We start from the raw sequence: 15696 nt of genomic DNA, 5'->3' as shown, positions 1-15696 counted from the left end.
CATGCGGCCGGGGTTCGCCTTCTCGACGCAGTTCCGCGTGCGCTATGCCGAGATCGACGGTCAGAAGATCGTCTTCAACTCGCGCTATCTCGAATATGCGGACGTCGCGGTCACCGAATTCTGGGAATGGACCGGGATCGCGGAGGCCCTGCCGGATGTCTGGCCGACCACCGAGTTCAACGTCCGCCGGACGGAGATCGATTACCTGAAGCCGTTCCGCTTGGGGGATTCGGTCGAGGCGTTCGTGCGGATCGAGAAGCTCGGGACGACGAGCCTGACGAAACGCTTCGAGCTGGCGCATGCGGAGACTGGTGAACTGCATACCGTGATCACGATGGTCAGCGTGCACGTTGATCTGGAGACGGGGCGGCCGGTGCCCCTGCCCGACGCGATCCGCACGGTGCTGGAAGCGCTACCGACCCAATAACCCGAAGAGAGCATGTTTCCCCGCGAAGGCGGGGGTCCAGACTGGGCTCCCGCCTTCGCGGGAGAACAAGGAAGTATGGGCTGACGTCCGATCCCATTCGCAACGGGGCGCCTTACTCTGCCGCCTCAGCCTCGACGCCCGCGACCTCCCCAGGCAGCGCCCAGATCAGATCGCCCTTCCCCAGTACCCGCCCGTCATGCGCCCGCACCGCGACCGGCTGCAACGGCCGCCGATCGCGTTCGTCGACCAGGATCGGAAACGCCGGCACGCACGTCTCCCATCGCTCGCCCCATTGCCGCAGCGCAATCATCGTCGGCAGCAGCGCGAATCCCTTGTCGGTCAGACCGTAGGCGATCTTGCGCCGATCCTCCGGGATCGGCTGCCGCTCCAGGATGCCGTGCTCGACCAGCCGCGCCAGCCGGTTCGCGAGGATATTCCGCGCGATGCCCAGTTCCGACTGGAATTCCTCGAAGTGATGAAGGCCATTGAACGCCGCGCGCAGGATCAGGAACGACCAGCGCTCGCCCATCGCTTCCAGCGCGGCGGGCAGGCTGCATTCCAGCAATGGTTCGCGCAATTTGCCCATCACGTCATCCTCATCCGCCGCGAACGTACCGCATAAGCCACAGAAGCGAAACGCCCCGCTTATCCTACGTTATGCGCCGCCCACGAATGGCTGACGCAACCACTAGATCACAGTGATGCGACGCTTTTTGTTGCCAAAAGTCCCTGCCCGGCCCCATCTATGGCGGGTGCTGCGCCAATATGAACTGGTCGATCGCGTCCTCGACTACGATCCCGATGCCGACGAGGCGCTGCTGAACCGCGCCTATGTCTTCTCGATGCAGGCGCACGGGAGCCAGAAACGCGCGAGCGGCGATCCGTATTTCAGCCATCCGATCGAGGTGGCGGGCATCCTCACCGACCTCCACCTCGATGCCGAGACGATCGCCACCGCGATCCTCCACGACACGATCGAGGATACGGTCGCGACCCCCGAGGAGATCGAGCGGTTGTTCGGGGCCTCGGTTGCGCGCCTCGTCGACGGCGTGACGAAGCTGTCGAAGATCGAGGCGCAGACCGAGAACGAACGCGCCGCGGAGAATCTGCGCAAATTCCTCCTCGCAATGTCCGACGACATCCGCGTACTTCTCGTTAAACTTGCCGACCGCCTCCACAACATGCGGACGCTGCATCACATCTCGAAGCCCGAGAAGCGCCGTCGCATCGCCAAGGAGACGATGGACATCTACGCGCCGCTCGCCGAGCGGATCGGCATGTACGAGTTCATGCGCGAGATGCAGTCGCTCGCGTTCGAACAGCTCGAGCCCGAAGCCTCCGAATCGATCAACCGCCGCCTCGAACAGCTGAAAAAGGGCGACGGCGACCGGATCGCCAAGATCGCGTCCGGCCTAAAGCTGGTGCTGTCGCGCGCCGGGGTCGAGGCGGAAATCTCGGGGCGTGAAAAACACCCCTATTCGATCTTCCGAAAGATGTCCGAACGCCACATCAGCTTCGAACAACTTTCCGATGTAATGGCCTTCCGCGCGATCGTGCCGACCGAGGAGGATTGCTACCGGGTGCTCGGGATCATCCATCAGCGCTGGCCGATGGTGCCGGGCCGGTTCAAGGATTACATCTCGACGCCCAAGCGCAACGGCTATCGCTCGCTGCACACGTCGGTGATCCACGCCGACAGCGCGCGGATCGAGATCCAGATCCGCACGGCTGATATGCATGCGCAGGCCGAGTTCGGGCTGGCGGCGCACTGGGCGTACAAACAGCAGATCAACGGCAGCGATCGCCAGGTCAGCTGGATCCGCGACCTCGTCGAAATCCTCGACACCGCCGAGAGCCCGGAAGAGCTGCTCGAACACACGCGGATGGCGATGTACACCGATCGCATCTTCGCGTTCACGCCCAAGGGCGAGCTGATCCAGCTGCCCAAGGGCGCGACCTCGATCGACTTCGCCTATGCGGTGCACACAGATCTCGGCGACCAGGCGGTCGGCGCCAAGGTCAACGGCCGCGTCGTGCCGCTGTCGACGGTGATCGAGAATGGTGACCAGGTGCAGATCCTGCGCTCGAAGGGCCAGTCGCCGCAACCGCAATGGCTGAACGTCGCGACCACCGGCAAGGCGCTCGCCGCGATCCGTCGGCATCTACGTCAGAAGGAACGCGTCGAGCAGACCGCGCTCGGCCAGACCTTGTACGAGGACATCGTCACCCGCCTGCCCGCGCAGATTGGCACCGATGCGCTGAGCCACGCGCTGAAGCGGCTGAAGCTGCCCGACGAATCGTCGCTGATGGTCGCGATCGCGCGGCGCACCTTGTCCGATGCGGCGGTGATGGAGGCGCTCATGCCGGGCTCGGCAGGCGCCGACGTTACGCACGCGCTGGCACCGCAGTCGAGCGCGATCTCGATCAAGGGGCTCACGCCCGGTGTCGCCTACGATCTCGCGACGTGCTGCCACCCGGTGCCGGGCGACCGGATCGTTGGATTACGTCGGCCGGATGCGGGGATCGAGGTGCATGCGATCGACTGCCGCGTACTCGCCGAGCTTGCCGAACGCTCGGAGAACGAGACCGACTGGGTGGATGTCGCGTGGGGCGACGAGACCGAGGGTGCGGTCGCGCGGATATCGGTGATGGTGAAGAACGAGCCGGGCTCGCTCGGCATCGTCTCGACGATCATCGGCGGGCACAAGGCCAACATCATCAACCTGCGGCTCGATACGCGCGACAAGAGCTTCCACACCAACGAGATCGACGTCGAGGTGCACGACGTGCAGCAGTTGATGCGGCTGATGGCGGGCCTCCGCGCGGCGGATGCGGTGCACACCGTGGAGCGCGTGTAGAAACATCCAACGATGACGCGGGGCGCGGTGGGCGCTAGACGGGGGCGATGAACCGTCCGTCCCTTTCGATTGTCGTCCCCTGCTATAACGAGGCGGCGTGCCTCGACATCCTGCACGCGCGCATTTCCGGCGCGGCAAAGGTCGCGGTTGGCGACGATTACGAGATCGTCCTGATCAATGACGGCTCGCGCGACGACAGCTGGGGCGTGATGCAACGCCTCGCCGCCGCCGACCCGCGGCTGGTCGCGATCAACCTGTCGCGCAACCACGGCCACCAGCTGGCGCTGACCGCCGGCCTGGACCTGTGCGCAGGCGAGCAGATCCTGATCATCGATGCCGATCTGCAGGACCCGCCCGAACTCCTGTCCGACATGCGCGCGGCGATGGCGGCGAGCCAGGCCGACGTCGTCTACGCAGTGCGCCGCCAGCGCGCGGGCGAGACGGTGTTCAAGAAAGCCACCGCCGCCGCCTTCTATCGCCTGCTGACGCGGATGACCGAAACCCCGATCCCGCTCGACACCGGCGACTTCCGCCTGATGAGCCGGCGGGCGCTCGACGCATTCCTGTCGCTCCCCGAACAAGCCCGCTTCATCCGCGGCATGGTCGCCTGGATCGGCTTCAAGCAGGTTCCCTTCCCCTACGACCGCGCCGAGCGGCTCGCGGGCGAGACGAACTACCCGCTGGCGAAGATGATCCGCCTCGCGTTCGACGCCGTCACCGGCTTCTCCACCGCCCCGCTGCGCTTCGCCAGCCACGCCGGGCTCGCGCTCACTGGCGTGTCGCTGTTGCTGTTCGTCTACATCGCGATCGGCTGGCTCTCGGGCAGCGCGGTGCAGGGCTGGACCTCGACCATGCTCGTCACGGTGTTTCTCGGCGCGGTGCAGATGTTCGTGCTGGGGATGATCGGCGAATATCTCGGGCGGCTGTATGTCGAGTCCAAGCGTCGGCCGCTGTATATCGTCGCGGATGTCGCGGGGCCGATCCAGGGGAAGGCGACGCTCGGGTTTCGGGCGGAACCGGTGGAAGTGGTGCGGTTGCCTGACAGCCCCTTCCCTTCCACCCCGAATAACGAACGCGCCTGCCAATCACGACACCACCCCGGCGAAGGCCGGGGCCCAGTTGGAAAGGTCGCAGTACCGAAGCGCACTCGAAGTTAGCGACGTTGCCCAACTGGGCCCCGGCCTCCGCCGGGGTGGAGGTTGCTTACGAGTTCAGGACGTGCCCCGCGCCCCTACCCCGTTCGTGCCGAGTAGAAACCGAGTAGCTCCGCAAGGAGCGTATCGAGGGCTCGTATCGAGGTACGGGTACCGCGCGCCAACCCATCCTTCGATACGCCGTCTCGATACGCGGCTTCGCCACTACTCGACGGCTACTCCGGACGAACGGAAGTAGGACGCGCAGGTCCCTCGATCGTTACCGCGGCACCGCCAACGTCACGATCGAAACCCCCGGCGTCATCGGCACGCGCCCGACCAGATGGCGCTCCAGCCGAAAGATCTTCTCGAACAGCGCATTCACCAGCTTCGGCGGTGGCGAATCGTCGCTGTCGTCACGCCCGGTCATCCGCCCGGCAATCCGCGCCGCCGCCGCCAGCGGGAACAGCAGCGAGTTGAAATACCCCAGCTTCTCCGACTTCAACCCGGCCGTCTCGATCGCCGCCTGCAACGTAGCCTTAGAATACCGCCGATGGTGATGGTTCACCACGTCATGTGCGCTCCACAGCCACGCATGCGCCGGCACCGCGATCAAAATCTTGCCCCCGGAGCAAGGCAATCGGCCATCGCCTTCAACGCCGCGACATCGTCCTCGATATGCTCGACCACGTCGAGCACCGCGATCAGGTCGTAATGCGCACGAGGAACGCCTGGCAGCTCGGGCAACGGCGCCGCGCCAACCGGCTTCCCCAGCCGCTCGCTCGCGATCTCGCGCGCCGCCGGATCGATCTCGATCGCGTCGATCTCGCCGAACTCAGCCAGCATCGGCAAATTGTGCCCGGTGCCACAGCCGATCTCGAGGATCTTCGCATCCTTCGGCAAAGCGCCATACCGCGTCAGGTAATCCGCCAGGATGTCGCGGCGGGCGCGATACCACCAGTGCGTGGAATCATGCGCGGCCATCCGGTCGTAGACGATGCGGTCCATTAAGTGTCGGCCCTGCGGTTGAAATTCATGTCAGTTGAAAACCCAGAAACGGTTGAGCACGAACGTCACGATCGCGGCAAGAAAGACGGCAGGGATCAACGGGATCCACGGATGCAGGTGCAGCAACGCCGTACCGATCCAGGTGATGACCGCATTCAGCGCGAGCCCCGAACCCTGGACGATCACGAACTTCACATGCCGCCCCGCGCCCGGCTCCTTCGCATGCCCCTTGAAGCTCCAGCGACTGTGCAGGAAGAACCCGACCACCACTGCGACCGCAAACGCGAACGGCACTGCGGCAACCGCCTGCCGGGGCGGAAAGACATACGCGGTCAGCGGCAGGTAGACGAGCGAATACACCACGCTGGAAATCCCGCCGGCGATTCCGAAGCGCACGAGCTGGCCGAGCACGCCGCTCGCCCGCATCTGCTCCATCTGTCGCCAAATCGCCTGCATGCCCGCCTTGTTCTTTACCCTCCGGCGATCGCGCCGGTGCCTTGTTCTTTACGGACACCGCGATAGAGCGACGCTTGAGATACGCCCGCGCATCTAGAGTGCGTGCGGGCTGGAGGAAAGCGTTTTGGATCAGGCACCACTTCAGCGGCGGACGTTGCTGGACGAACTCGATCGGCATTGGATCGCGTTGACGCTGCTCGCCTGGGTGGCGGTGGCGGCGTGGTCGATGTTCGATCGCTGGGGCCAGATCCGCTGGCTGTCGCTCGGCGATACCGACGACAACATGCGGCTGATGCAGGTCCGTGCGCTGCTGGACGGCCAGGGCTGGTACGATCTGCGCAACTACCGGATGAACCCACCGGTCGGGTTCGACATCCACTGGAGCCGCATCGTCGACCTGCCGATCGCCGGGCTGATCCTGTTCTTCCGCCTGTTCACCAGCAACAGCTGGGCGGAGCGGCTCGCCTGCGGGATCGCGCCGTTGCTGCCGCTGTCGATCGCGATGCTCGGCATCGGCGCGACCGTGCGGCGGCTGATCAGTCCTTACGCGTGGCCCCTCGCGGTCGTGATCATGGTCGGCGCGACCGGCACCATGCTGATGTTCATGCCCGAGCGGATCGATCATCACGGCTGGCAACTCGCCATGCTGAGCCTGACGGTGGCGGGGCTGTGCGATACCAACGGGCGTCGCGGTGGCGCGATGGTCGGGCTCGCCAGCGCGGTGTCGCTGTCGATCGGGCTCGAGCTGCTGCCGTATGCGGCGATGGCGGGGGCGATCATCGCGCTGCGCTGGGTGTGGGATCGGTCGGAGGCCGAGCGGCTGTCGATCTATGCGCTGACGCTCGGCGGCGGCAGCACGCTGGGGTTCGCGCTGTTCGCGTCGAACGCCAACCAGGCGATGCGCTGCGACGCGCTGACGCCGGTGTGGTTGAGCGTGATGATCGCGGCGGGGATGCTGCTGTTCCTGCTTGCGCGGTTTGGGCCGGCTTCGCGGGCGGCTCGGCTGGCTCTGGCGGTTGTCGCGGGTGCGGCGATCGTTGCCGGCTTTGCGTTGGTGTTTCCGCAGTGCCTGGGGCGGCCCGAGGGGATCTCGCCCGAGCTGCAGCGCAACTGGCTGGACAATGTCCGCGAGGCCAAGCCGATCTACAAGCACAGCTTCCGCGTCGGGTTCGCGCTGGCGACGCTGCCGATCATCGGGCTGATCGGGGCTATCCTTGCAGCCTGGCGCGCGCGTCGCGACGACCGTGCCGTCGGCTGGGCGGCGGTGGCGCTGTTCACTGCGTTCGCGTGTGCGATGCTGTTGTGGCAGGTTCGTGCCGGGCCGGCAGCGCAGTTGCTGGCGATTCCGGGGGCAACGGCGCTCGGGTGGCTGATCCTGCCGCGGCTGCTCGGCAACCGATCGGTGGCGGTGCGCGTGCTGGGGACGGTCGGTGCGTTCCTGATCGTGTCGGGGCTGTTCGCCGGGATGCTGATCCAGTATTTCCCGATCGATCGGCCGAAGCCGTATGAGAAGCGCGTCAACATGGCGACCGGCAACTGCCTGCGGACGACCGTGCTGCTCGCGCTGGACAAATATCCCGCGCAGACTGTGTTCACCTTCGTCGACATGGGACCGCGGCTGATCACGATCACGCATCACGATGCGATCGCGGGGCCGTACCACCGCAACGGCGATGCGATCCTCGATGTGCAGCATGCGTTCGGGGGGACGCCGGACCAGGCGCGTGCGATCATCAAGCGGCACGGCGCGACGATGCTGCTGCTGTGCCCGAACGCGGCGGAGTCGACCAACTACAAGGCGCGTAGTCCGAAGGGGTTCTATGCGCAGATGGCGAATAACGAGGTGCCGGCGTGGCTCACGCCGCTACCGCTGCCGGCGAAGTCGCCGTTGCGGTTGTTCAAGGTGGACTGACCTTAGCCCGTCATCCTGAAGAAAGTCAGGATCCAGAGCCATCGGCGATACCGCTCTTGGCTCTGGATCCTGGGTCGAGCCCAGGATGACGAATCAGCGCAGCACCACCGACAAACCATCAAGCACGAACTGCACTGCCAGCGCCGCCAGCAGCACGCCGAGCAAGCGGGTAATCACTGCCTCGATCTTTGCGCCGAGGATCCGCATGATCGGTCCTGCCGCGAGCAGTGCGACCAAAGTCAGCAGCAGGATCGTCACCATCGCGCCGAGCACGACCAGCGAGCGCTCGATGCCGCTGTTGCGGCTCATCAACAGCATCACCGACGCGATCGAGCCCGGCCCGGCGATCATCGGCATCGCCATCGGGAAGATCGAGACGTCTTCGACCTCGGGATCGCTCGCGACCTTGGCGGCGCGGTCCTCACGGCGTTCGGTGCGCTTTTCAAACACCATTTCGAGCGCGATCAGGAACAGCATGATGCCGCCGGCGATGCGGAAGCTGGCGAGACTGATGCCGAGGCCCTTGAGCAACGCCTCGCCGAACAGTGCGAACACGAACAGGATCAGCGCGGACACGCCGACCGCACGAATCGCCATCGCCCGCTTCTGGAGGGCCGACGCGCTCGCCGACAGCCCGGCATAGATCGGCGCGCAGCCGGGCGGATCGATGACCACGAAGAACGTGATCAGCGACGAGATGTAGAGTTCGATCACAGGCTCGACTCCTCGATCGCGACGCCTTCGCGGCGGCCTGCGGAGACCAAAGTATTGCGCAACAAGCAGGCGATCGTCATCGGCCCGACGCCGCCCGGCACCGGCGTGATCGCGCCCGCGACCTCGACCGCGCTGGCGAAGTCGACGTCGCCGACGAGGCCGGCGTCGGCGCGGTTGATGCCGACGTCGATGACGGTCGCGCCGGGTTTCAGCCAATCGCCCTTGATCATCTGCGGGATACCGACCGCCGCGACGACGATGTCTGCGCGGCGGATATGTGCGGGCACGTCCTGCGTGCGGCTATGCACGACGGTAACGGTGCAGCTCTCGCGGAGGAGCAGTTGCGCCATCGGCTTGCCGACGATGTTGGAGCGGCCGACGACGACCGCCTCGAGCCCGCTGAGGGTCGGCAGCACGCTTTTCAGCAGCATCACACAGCCAAATGGCGTGCAGGGCACGAACCCGGGCAGGCCGGTTGCGAGACGCCCGGCGTTGATCGGGTGGAAGCCGTCGACGTCCTTGTCGGGGTCGATCGCCGAAATGACCGCCTGCTCGTCGATATGCTTCGGCAGGGGCAACTGGACGAGGATACCGTCGATCGTCGGGTCGGCATTGAGCGTCTCGACCAGCGCGAGCAGGTCTTCGGCGGGGACATCGGCGGGGAGCCGGTGCTCGATGCTCTCCATGCCGGCCTCGCGCGTCGCCCTGCCCTTCGATCGGACATAGACGTTGGAGGCGGGATCCTCGCCGACCAGCACGACGGCGAGGCCGGGCGCGCGGCCTGCCTGCGCCCTGAAGGCGGTGACGCCGTCTGCGATACGGGCCCGGAGGCCGGCGGCGAAGGCCTTGCCGTCGATAATGGTCGCGCTCATGCCCGCGGCCCATAGAGCGCGGAGGCGATTTCCGCCAGTACGGTGGAGTCGCCGCCGATGTGCAGGCGCTTGAGCCGCGCGGTTTCGCCGGAGATGATCGTTACGGCACGCTTGGGTACGCCGAAGGTCTTGGCGACGAGAGCGACCAGCCCGGCGTTCGCGGCGCCATCGACGGGGGCGGCTGCCAGTCGCGCGGCGAAATGCTCGGGCGTTCCGGCGGCGAGTGCGTCGCGACCGCCGCGCGGGGTTACGCGGACGGCGATCGCCAAGCCGTCATCGACCGCTCGCCAGGCCGCCGGCTCGATCAATAGGCTGCGACGAGGTAGTTCTGCGCGATGTTCGGGATGACGATGTTGGTCAGAATGTAGAGGATCAGCAGCACGACCAGCGGCGACAGGTCGAGCGCGCCGAAATCGGGGAGGATGCGGCGGATCGGGCGATAGAGCGGCTCGGTGATCTTCTGCAGCGCGTTCCAGACCGTGCGAACGAAATCGCTGTGCGTGTTGATGACGTTGAACGCGATCAGCCACGACAGCACCGCCTGGATGACGATGACCCACCAGACGAGGTTGAGCAGCAACTGGACGATCTGAAGAAGGGCGATCAAGGCAAGGGTCTCCGCTGGTGTGTTGCTGATATAAGGTGGCGGGGGAGAACGAGAAGCCCTGCTTAGGCGATAGTCCCACCAGCCCCAGCCTGTCACCCCAGCGAAAACTGGGGTATCCCGGTTGGCGGGTGCGCGGCTCGAGCCAGGAGATCCCAGCTTTCGCTGGGATGACGGATGTGGGGGCGTGAAGAACGAGAAGTCCTGTGGTGTCGGTCGTTTTCGCCGCCGCTCGCGCGCGCCGACCGACTATCGTCACCCCAGCTATCGTCACCCCGGCGGAAGCTGGGGTATCCCCGCTGGCGGGCGGGCGGCTCGAACCGGGAGATCCCAGCTTTCGCTGGGATGACGGATGTGGGGGTAGTGAGGGTGACACCCGTCGCGCGTTACCGGGTGCGCCCGTTGGCGCTGACCAAGGTCCCCGCGCCCTGCTTGGTGAAGATCTCTAGCAGCATCGCGTGGGGAACGCGGCCGTCGATGATAACCGCGGCATCGACGCCTGATTCGACCGCAGCGACGCAAGTGTCGAGCTTCGGGATCATGCCACCGGTCACCGTGCCGTCGGCGCGCAGTTCGGCGATCCGCGCGGGGTCGAGATCGGTGAGCAGTTCACCCTGCTTGTCGAGCACGCCGACGATATCGGTCAGCAGGAAGAACCGCGCCGCCCCCATCGCCGCGGCGATCGCGCCAGCCATCGTGTCGGCGTTGATGTTGTAGGTGTGGCCGTCGGCACCGATGCCGATCGGGGCGATCACCGGGATGATGTCGGCGGCGATCAGCGTGTCGAGGATCGTCCGGTCGACCGCGATCGGTTCGCCGACGAAGCCCAAATCGACGTGACGCTCGATCCCCTGGAGCTTGTCCGGCTCGCGGCCGTGGCCGACTTTCTGCGCGAGGACGAGGCCGGCGTCCTTGCCCGAGATACCGACTGCGCGACCGCCGGCCTGGCCGATCCAGCCGACGATTTCCTTGTTGATCGAGCCTGCGAGGACCATTTCGGCGATCTGCGCGGTCTCCGCATCCGTCACGCGGAGGCCATCGACGAAGCGCGATTCGACGCCGAGGCGCTTCAGCATCGCGCCGATCTGCGGGCCGCCGCCGTGAACGACCACCGGGTTGATGCCGACCGCCTTCAGCAGCACCATGTCCTCGGCGAAATCGCGCTGGAGCTCGGGGTCGCCCATTGCGTGGCCGCCGTATTTCACGACGAACGTCTTGCCGGCGTAGCGCTGCAGATACGGCAGCGCCTCGGTGAGCGTTTCCGCCTTGGCGAGCAGGGCGGGATCGGGCGTGTGATCGGTCATGCCCGCGCTTTAGCCAGTCGCAGGCGGTTCGTCATCCGAGGAACGTGCGTGGCGTGGCGTGGCGTAGCGTGACACATCCCACGTCGGCCCCATCCGTCATCCCAGCGAAAGCTGGGATCTCCCGGTTCGAGCCGCTGCATCCGCCCAGGGGAGACCCCAGCTTTCGCTGGGGTGACGGGCGTGGGGGGTGACGGGCTTGGGGAGTGACGGGCTTGGGGGATGGGCTTTGGGGGGCGATGGGCTTTGGGGGGACGAGCGTAAAGGATGACGGGCCTAGGATGCGGCCTTCAAATCAGACCCGGTCTAGCCGCCGGCCCAGCCGCACGAAAAATGTGATCATGAACGGCACCAGCACGATCGACAGCACGACCTTGGTCAGCATCTGCCCTTCCATCAGCCCGAGGATCGGCCGTTCGCCGAGGAACGAGATGGTGATGAACAGGATCGTGTCGATGATCTGCGAGATGATGCTCGCGATCATCCCGCGCAGCCACACCAGCTTGCCGTCACCGCTGCCGACCTGTCCCGACAGCTTCGAGAAGATCAGCACGTTGAGCGTCTGCGAGATACCGTAGGAGATCAGCCCGGCGATCATCATTCGCGAGCTCTGGCCGACGACGATCGGGAACGCGTCGACTGCGGGCGGGTACATCCCCGGATCGTGCGGCAGTGCCAGCACCAGGTGGATCAGCGCCGCCGACACCAGCAGCGGGATGAACCCGAGGCGCACTAGGAACGTCGCGGTCTTCTGGCCGTGCAGCTCGGAAATCGCGCTGCTCAGCACCACTAGCAGGAGGAAGCCGAAGATCCCCGCCTCGACCGCGAGCGGGCCGAGCGCGACCTGCTTCACCCCCAGCACGCCGGCGATGCACACCATGCCGCCATACAGGACCGAGAAAACGAAGAGCGAACGCGGGAACGCGGGAACAGGCTTATCCATCGCCGGCGACGCTAGCGGAATCGCGCGCGCCGTCAAATGACCTCCCCATCATAAAGACTGGCGAGCACGCCGCTCGCGTGTCATGTCGGTCGCTTGCGCAGCCGGGGGCGGCGCGTGTCAGTCAAAAATGCAGGGCGTCCATGGAAAGACTAGTCATCGGCCTTGCAGGCATCGCCGTCATCCTCGGCATCGCCGTGCTGCTGTCGAGCGACCGCCGCGCGATCCGCCTGCGCATCGTCGGCGCGGCGTTCGCACTGCAGGCCGGGATCGCCGTGCTCGTGCTGTATTCGAGCATCGGCAAGGTCGTGCTGGGCAGCATGTCCGGCGGGGTCGCGAACCTGCTCGGCTATTCGCAGAAGGGCACCGAATTCCTGTTCGGCAAGATGGCGACGCCCGAGATCGGCGGGCAAAGTTTTGCGATCGCCGCGCTGCCGGTGATCATCTTCTTCGCGAGCCTCGTCTCGATCCTCTATTATCTCGGCATCATGCAGCTGGTGGTGCGCTGGGTCGGCGGCGGGATCGAGAAGGTCATCGGCGTGTCGAAGGTCGAATCGCTGTGCGCGGCGGCGAACATCTTCGTCGGCCAGAGCGAATCGCCGCTCGTCATCCGGCCGTATCTGGCGGGTCTCACCCCGGCGCAATTGTTTACCGTGATGACCAGCGGCATGGCCGGCGTCGCGGGGACGATCCTCGCCGCGTATGCGTCGATGGGGATCCGGATCGATTACCTGCTGGCCGCGAGCTTCATGGCGGCGCCGGGCGGCATCCTGATGGCGAAGATCATCATGCCCGACCGCGTGATGCCACCCGAGGGCGAACTGGCACTCGGCGACCAGCCAGGTGAATCGGGCGCGGGCGAGCCCATGCCGCAGGCGACGCACGACGAGGAAAAGCCCGCCAACCTGATCATGGCCGCAGCCCAGGGCGCGCAGACCGGCGTGCGCCTCGCCGTCGCAGTCGGTGCGATGGTGCTGGCATTCGTGGCGCTGGTGGCGCTCGCGAACGGGTTGCTCGGCGGGCTCGGCAACATGATCGGGCTGCCGGGACTGAGCTTCCAGGGGCTGCTCGGCTATGTCTTCGCGCCGATCATGTTCCTCTTGAACGTGCCTTGGAGCGAGGCGGGGATCGCCGGCGGGCTGTTCGGGCAGAAGATCGTGCTGAACGAGTTCGTCGCGTATATCTCGCTCGGGACGCAGACCGGGCTCAGCCCGCGGACGATCGCGGTGATCACCTTCTCGCTCTGCGGGTTTGCGAACTTCTCGTCGATCGCGATCCAGATGGCGGTGACCGGGAGCTTGGCGCCGAACCAGCGCCCGATGATTGCCAAGCTCGGCCTGCGCGCTCTGGCGGCAGGGAGTTTGGCAAACCTGATGTCAGCCGCGCTCGCGGGATTGCTCATCGGCTAAGCCGTCCGTCATCCTGACGAAAGTCAGGATCCAGGGTAACAAGCGCCACCTTTCGTGGCTCTGGATCCTGACTTTCGTCAGGATGACGGGGCTAGGGCGACGGCGCGCAAACGCAATCGGGCCCGCCACCTTTCGGCAACGGGCCCGACGCAAACTACCTCGCGGGGGAAAGCGAGGCAGCTATCTCGCAAAATCGCCGATTACGGCAGCATCACTGTGTCGATGACGTGGATCACGCCGTTCGACTGCATGACGTTGGCGATCGTGACGCGGCCCTTGTGGCCCTTGCCGTCCATGATGCCCCAGCCTGCGCCGGACTTCATGAACATCAGCGGCTCGCCCTGCACCGTGGTGTAGGTCGCGGTGCCGCCGTTCGCCTTCGCCTTGGCGGCGATGTCGGCGGCGGTGATCGTGCCGGGGACGACGTGATAGGTCAGCACGGCGGACAGCTGCGCCTTGTTCTCGGGCTTGAGCAGCGTGTCGACGGTGCCGGCGGGCAGCTTCTTGAACGCGGCGTTGGTCGGCGCGAACACCGTGAACGGACCTGGGCCCGACAGCGTCTCGACCAGGCCGGCAGCCTTCACTGCGGCGACTAGCGTCGTGTGATCCTTCGAATTGACCGCGTTCTCGACGATCGTCTTGGTCGGATACATCGCGGCGCCGCCGACCTTCGGGTTGGTCGGGGCGGCGACGATCGCGCTACCGCTGACGGCGATGGCGGCGGCGACGATCGCGGTACGAAACACGTGATTCATGGCGTTCTCTCTCCTGCACGGCGCCGGTCGTCCGACGCTTTCGTGGAAAGATACGGCCGGATCGGAAGAATGATGCAGCCGCGTTTCAGATCGTTGCGATCAGCCTCTTCCACGCCGCGATCTCGTCATCATGGTGCTGCGCGATCGTCAGGTCGCTTGCCGTCGCCGTCGCGAAATCGACGTCGATCGACCCGCGCCATTCGAACGTCGCATTGCCCGACAGCGTGACCATCGCCGCCTCGCTCGCCTCAGCGCGGACGAGCCCGCCCTTGTTAAAGACGGTGGTCGGCGTGTCGTAGGCGATCCGCCCGGTCAGGCACGCGGCATAGGTCGACGCCGCCATCGCGCTGCCGCAACTGTCGGTGAGTCCAACCCCGCGTTCGAAGGTGCGGACGAACAGGTCTGCACCTCGAACCTCGACAAAGCTGACGTTCGCGCGGTTGGGAAGCCAGTCGGGGGCCGCCTCGCACGCTTCGCCAACGCGGACGAGTTCGGTCTCGTCGATCGCATCAACGAACGTCACGAGATGGGGGTTCGGCATGGCGACGGCGGTGAAGGCGCGGGCGGTGGGCAAGCCCGCGATCGGCGTGTCGATGACGCGATCCGCGCCGACATCCATCGGCCACGCGGTGACGTCGAGCGACGCGGGCCCCGCAATCTCGCGCACGGTGAACACGCCCGGCGCGATGTCGGCATCGTGCACGACGACCGCATCGCTGGTCTTGAGCAACGCCGTCGCGGTCCCCGACCCTGTCACGGCGAACCCGGCGCGCGCTACACATCGCAGGCCGTTTAGGCAGGTTTCGGACTCGCTGCCGTCGGAGTTGAACATCCGCATGCCGAATGCGCGTGTCTCGTCCCCGCCGGTGAGCAGAAGTAGCCCGTCGCCACCGACCGGCCCGTCGCGATCCGCGAGCGCGCGCGCGACGGCCGCCCAGGCTGCATCGTCCAACGTCGACGCCCGCGCGTCGATCAGGGGGAAGTCGTTGCCGGAGCCGTGGCATTTGATGAGGTCGAAGCGCATATCCGCCATTTAGTGCTGCGTGGCCGGCAAAGCGAGTGGGCGGATCGGCGCGCGAGTGTAGTCCTGTTCGTGACGAGACTGAGCGGACAGCTTGGCCCTGAGCCAGTAATCCGACCGCATGATGCTTGCTGGCCGAACGTCGCCCTCTCGATCCTCCCCCGCCAGGGGGAGGTGGCGCCGAAGGCGACGGAGGGGAGGATACACAACAGGGGTGATCGCTCACCTCCCCCTCCGTCTGGCAAGGGCCAGACACCCCCTTGCGGGGGAGGATCGTGAGGTGACC

General features: G+C 65.9%; 15 protein-coding genes and 1 pseudogene. 5 read left to right on the top strand and 11 right to left on the bottom strand.

The genetic code is table 11. From position 1 onward, the window contains the following. Position 1: 1 nt before the first annotated feature. Positions 2–427, top strand: a complete 426-nt coding sequence (locus tag QP164_RS16925; protein WP_333923876.1) for an acyl-CoA thioesterase — start codon at positions 2–4, stop codon at positions 425–427. Positions 428–539: 112 nt separating this feature from the next. Here the strand turns inward: QP164_RS16925 and QP164_RS16920 are convergent, their stop codons facing one another. Continuing rightward, positions 540–1013, bottom strand: a complete 474-nt coding sequence (locus QP164_RS16920) for a winged helix-turn-helix transcriptional regulator (RefSeq protein ID WP_333923875.1) — start codon at positions 1011–1013, stop codon at positions 540–542. Between the two features lie 166 nt (positions 1014–1179). On the opposite strand from QP164_RS16920, the gene QP164_RS16915 reads away from it, so the two are divergent. Then, complete coding sequence (locus tag QP164_RS16915; RefSeq protein WP_332796891.1) at positions 1180–3285, top strand: RelA/SpoT family protein; 2106 nt, start codon at positions 1180–1182, stop codon at positions 3283–3285. A gap of 47 nt (positions 3286–3332) precedes the next feature. Further along, complete coding sequence (locus QP164_RS16910) at positions 3333–4442, top strand: glycosyltransferase family 2 protein (protein ID WP_333923874.1); 1110 nt, start codon at positions 3333–3335, stop codon at positions 4440–4442. A gap of 256 nt (positions 4443–4698) precedes the next feature. On the opposite strand, the pseudogene QP164_RS16905 reads toward QP164_RS16910, so the two are convergent. Together QP164_RS16905 and QP164_RS16900 are read right to left on the bottom strand one after the other, a co-directional pair. Continuing rightward, positions 4699–5426: pseudogene (locus QP164_RS16905) on the bottom strand (class I SAM-dependent methyltransferase). Positions 5427–5456: 30 nt separating this feature from the next. Further along, positions 5457–5882, bottom strand: coding sequence for a GtrA family protein (locus tag QP164_RS16900; protein WP_175518124.1), 426 nt, complete (start codon positions 5880–5882; stop codon positions 5457–5459). A gap of 124 nt (positions 5883–6006) precedes the next feature. Between QP164_RS16900 and QP164_RS16895 the strand changes: the two genes are divergently transcribed. Then, complete coding sequence (locus QP164_RS16895; protein ID WP_333923873.1) at positions 6007–7794, top strand: AcrB/AcrD/AcrF family protein; 1788 nt, start codon at positions 6007–6009, stop codon at positions 7792–7794. 93 nt (positions 7795–7887) lie between these two features. Here the strand turns inward: QP164_RS16895 and QP164_RS16890 are convergent, their stop codons facing one another. From QP164_RS16890 to QP164_RS16865, 6 genes are all read right to left on the bottom strand, one after another. Beyond that, positions 7888–8508: a MarC family protein gene (locus QP164_RS16890; protein WP_132737007.1), complete on the bottom strand. Its 621-nt coding sequence runs from the start codon at positions 8506–8508 to the stop codon at positions 7888–7890. After that, the gene (folD, locus tag QP164_RS16885) at positions 8505–9380 is read right to left on the bottom strand and encodes a bifunctional methylenetetrahydrofolate dehydrogenase/methenyltetrahydrofolate cyclohydrolase FolD (protein ID WP_333923872.1); all 876 of its coding nucleotides are present in this window, start codon (positions 9378–9380) and stop codon (positions 8505–8507) included. The genes QP164_RS16890 and folD overlap by 4 nt, the downstream gene beginning before the upstream one ends. After that, positions 9377–9649, bottom strand: a complete 273-nt coding sequence (locus tag QP164_RS16880) for a DUF167 domain-containing protein (protein WP_333923871.1) — start codon at positions 9647–9649, stop codon at positions 9377–9379. The genes folD and QP164_RS16880 overlap by 4 nt, the downstream gene beginning before the upstream one ends. A gap of 35 nt (positions 9650–9684) precedes the next feature. Next, on the bottom strand, positions 9685–9987 hold the full coding sequence (locus QP164_RS16875) for a YggT family protein (protein ID WP_056053469.1): 303 nt from the start codon (positions 9985–9987) through the stop codon (positions 9685–9687). Between the two features lie 383 nt (positions 9988–10370). Continuing rightward, on the bottom strand, positions 10371–11288 hold the full coding sequence (gene argB, locus QP164_RS16870) for an acetylglutamate kinase (RefSeq protein WP_132895904.1): 918 nt from the start codon (positions 11286–11288) through the stop codon (positions 10371–10373). A gap of 292 nt (positions 11289–11580) precedes the next feature. Then, positions 11581–12228: a queuosine precursor transporter gene (locus QP164_RS16865; protein WP_132895903.1), complete on the bottom strand. Its 648-nt coding sequence runs from the start codon at positions 12226–12228 to the stop codon at positions 11581–11583. Positions 12229–12368: 140 nt separating this feature from the next. Between QP164_RS16865 and QP164_RS16860 the strand changes: the two genes are divergently transcribed. Beyond that, positions 12369–13634 (top strand): NupC/NupG family nucleoside CNT transporter, encoded by a 1266-nt coding sequence (locus QP164_RS16860; RefSeq protein ID WP_333923870.1) that lies wholly within the window; start codon positions 12369–12371, stop codon positions 13632–13634. A 200-nt stretch (positions 13635–13834) separates the two neighbouring features. Here QP164_RS16860 and QP164_RS16855 read toward each other — a convergent pair whose 3' ends face one another. Next, positions 13835–14389 carry a fasciclin domain-containing protein gene (locus tag QP164_RS16855; RefSeq protein ID WP_132895901.1) on the bottom strand — a complete coding sequence of 185 codons (555 nt, stop codon included), beginning with the start codon at positions 14387–14389 and terminating at the stop codon, positions 13835–13837. 85 nt (positions 14390–14474) lie between these two features. Beyond that, positions 14475–15413: a diaminopimelate epimerase gene (gene dapF, locus QP164_RS16850; RefSeq protein ID WP_333924291.1), complete on the bottom strand. Its 939-nt coding sequence runs from the start codon at positions 15411–15413 to the stop codon at positions 14475–14477. Between the last annotated feature and the right edge of the window lie 283 nt (positions 15414–15696).

Source organism: Sphingomonas sp. LR59 (genome assembly GCF_036855945.1).
In the GTDB taxonomy this organism is placed as follows: domain Bacteria; phylum Pseudomonadota; class Alphaproteobacteria; order Sphingomonadales; family Sphingomonadaceae; genus Sphingomonas.
The sequence above is the reverse complement of the archived record's forward strand: the minus strand, read 5'-3'. Positions and strand labels throughout refer to the sequence as shown.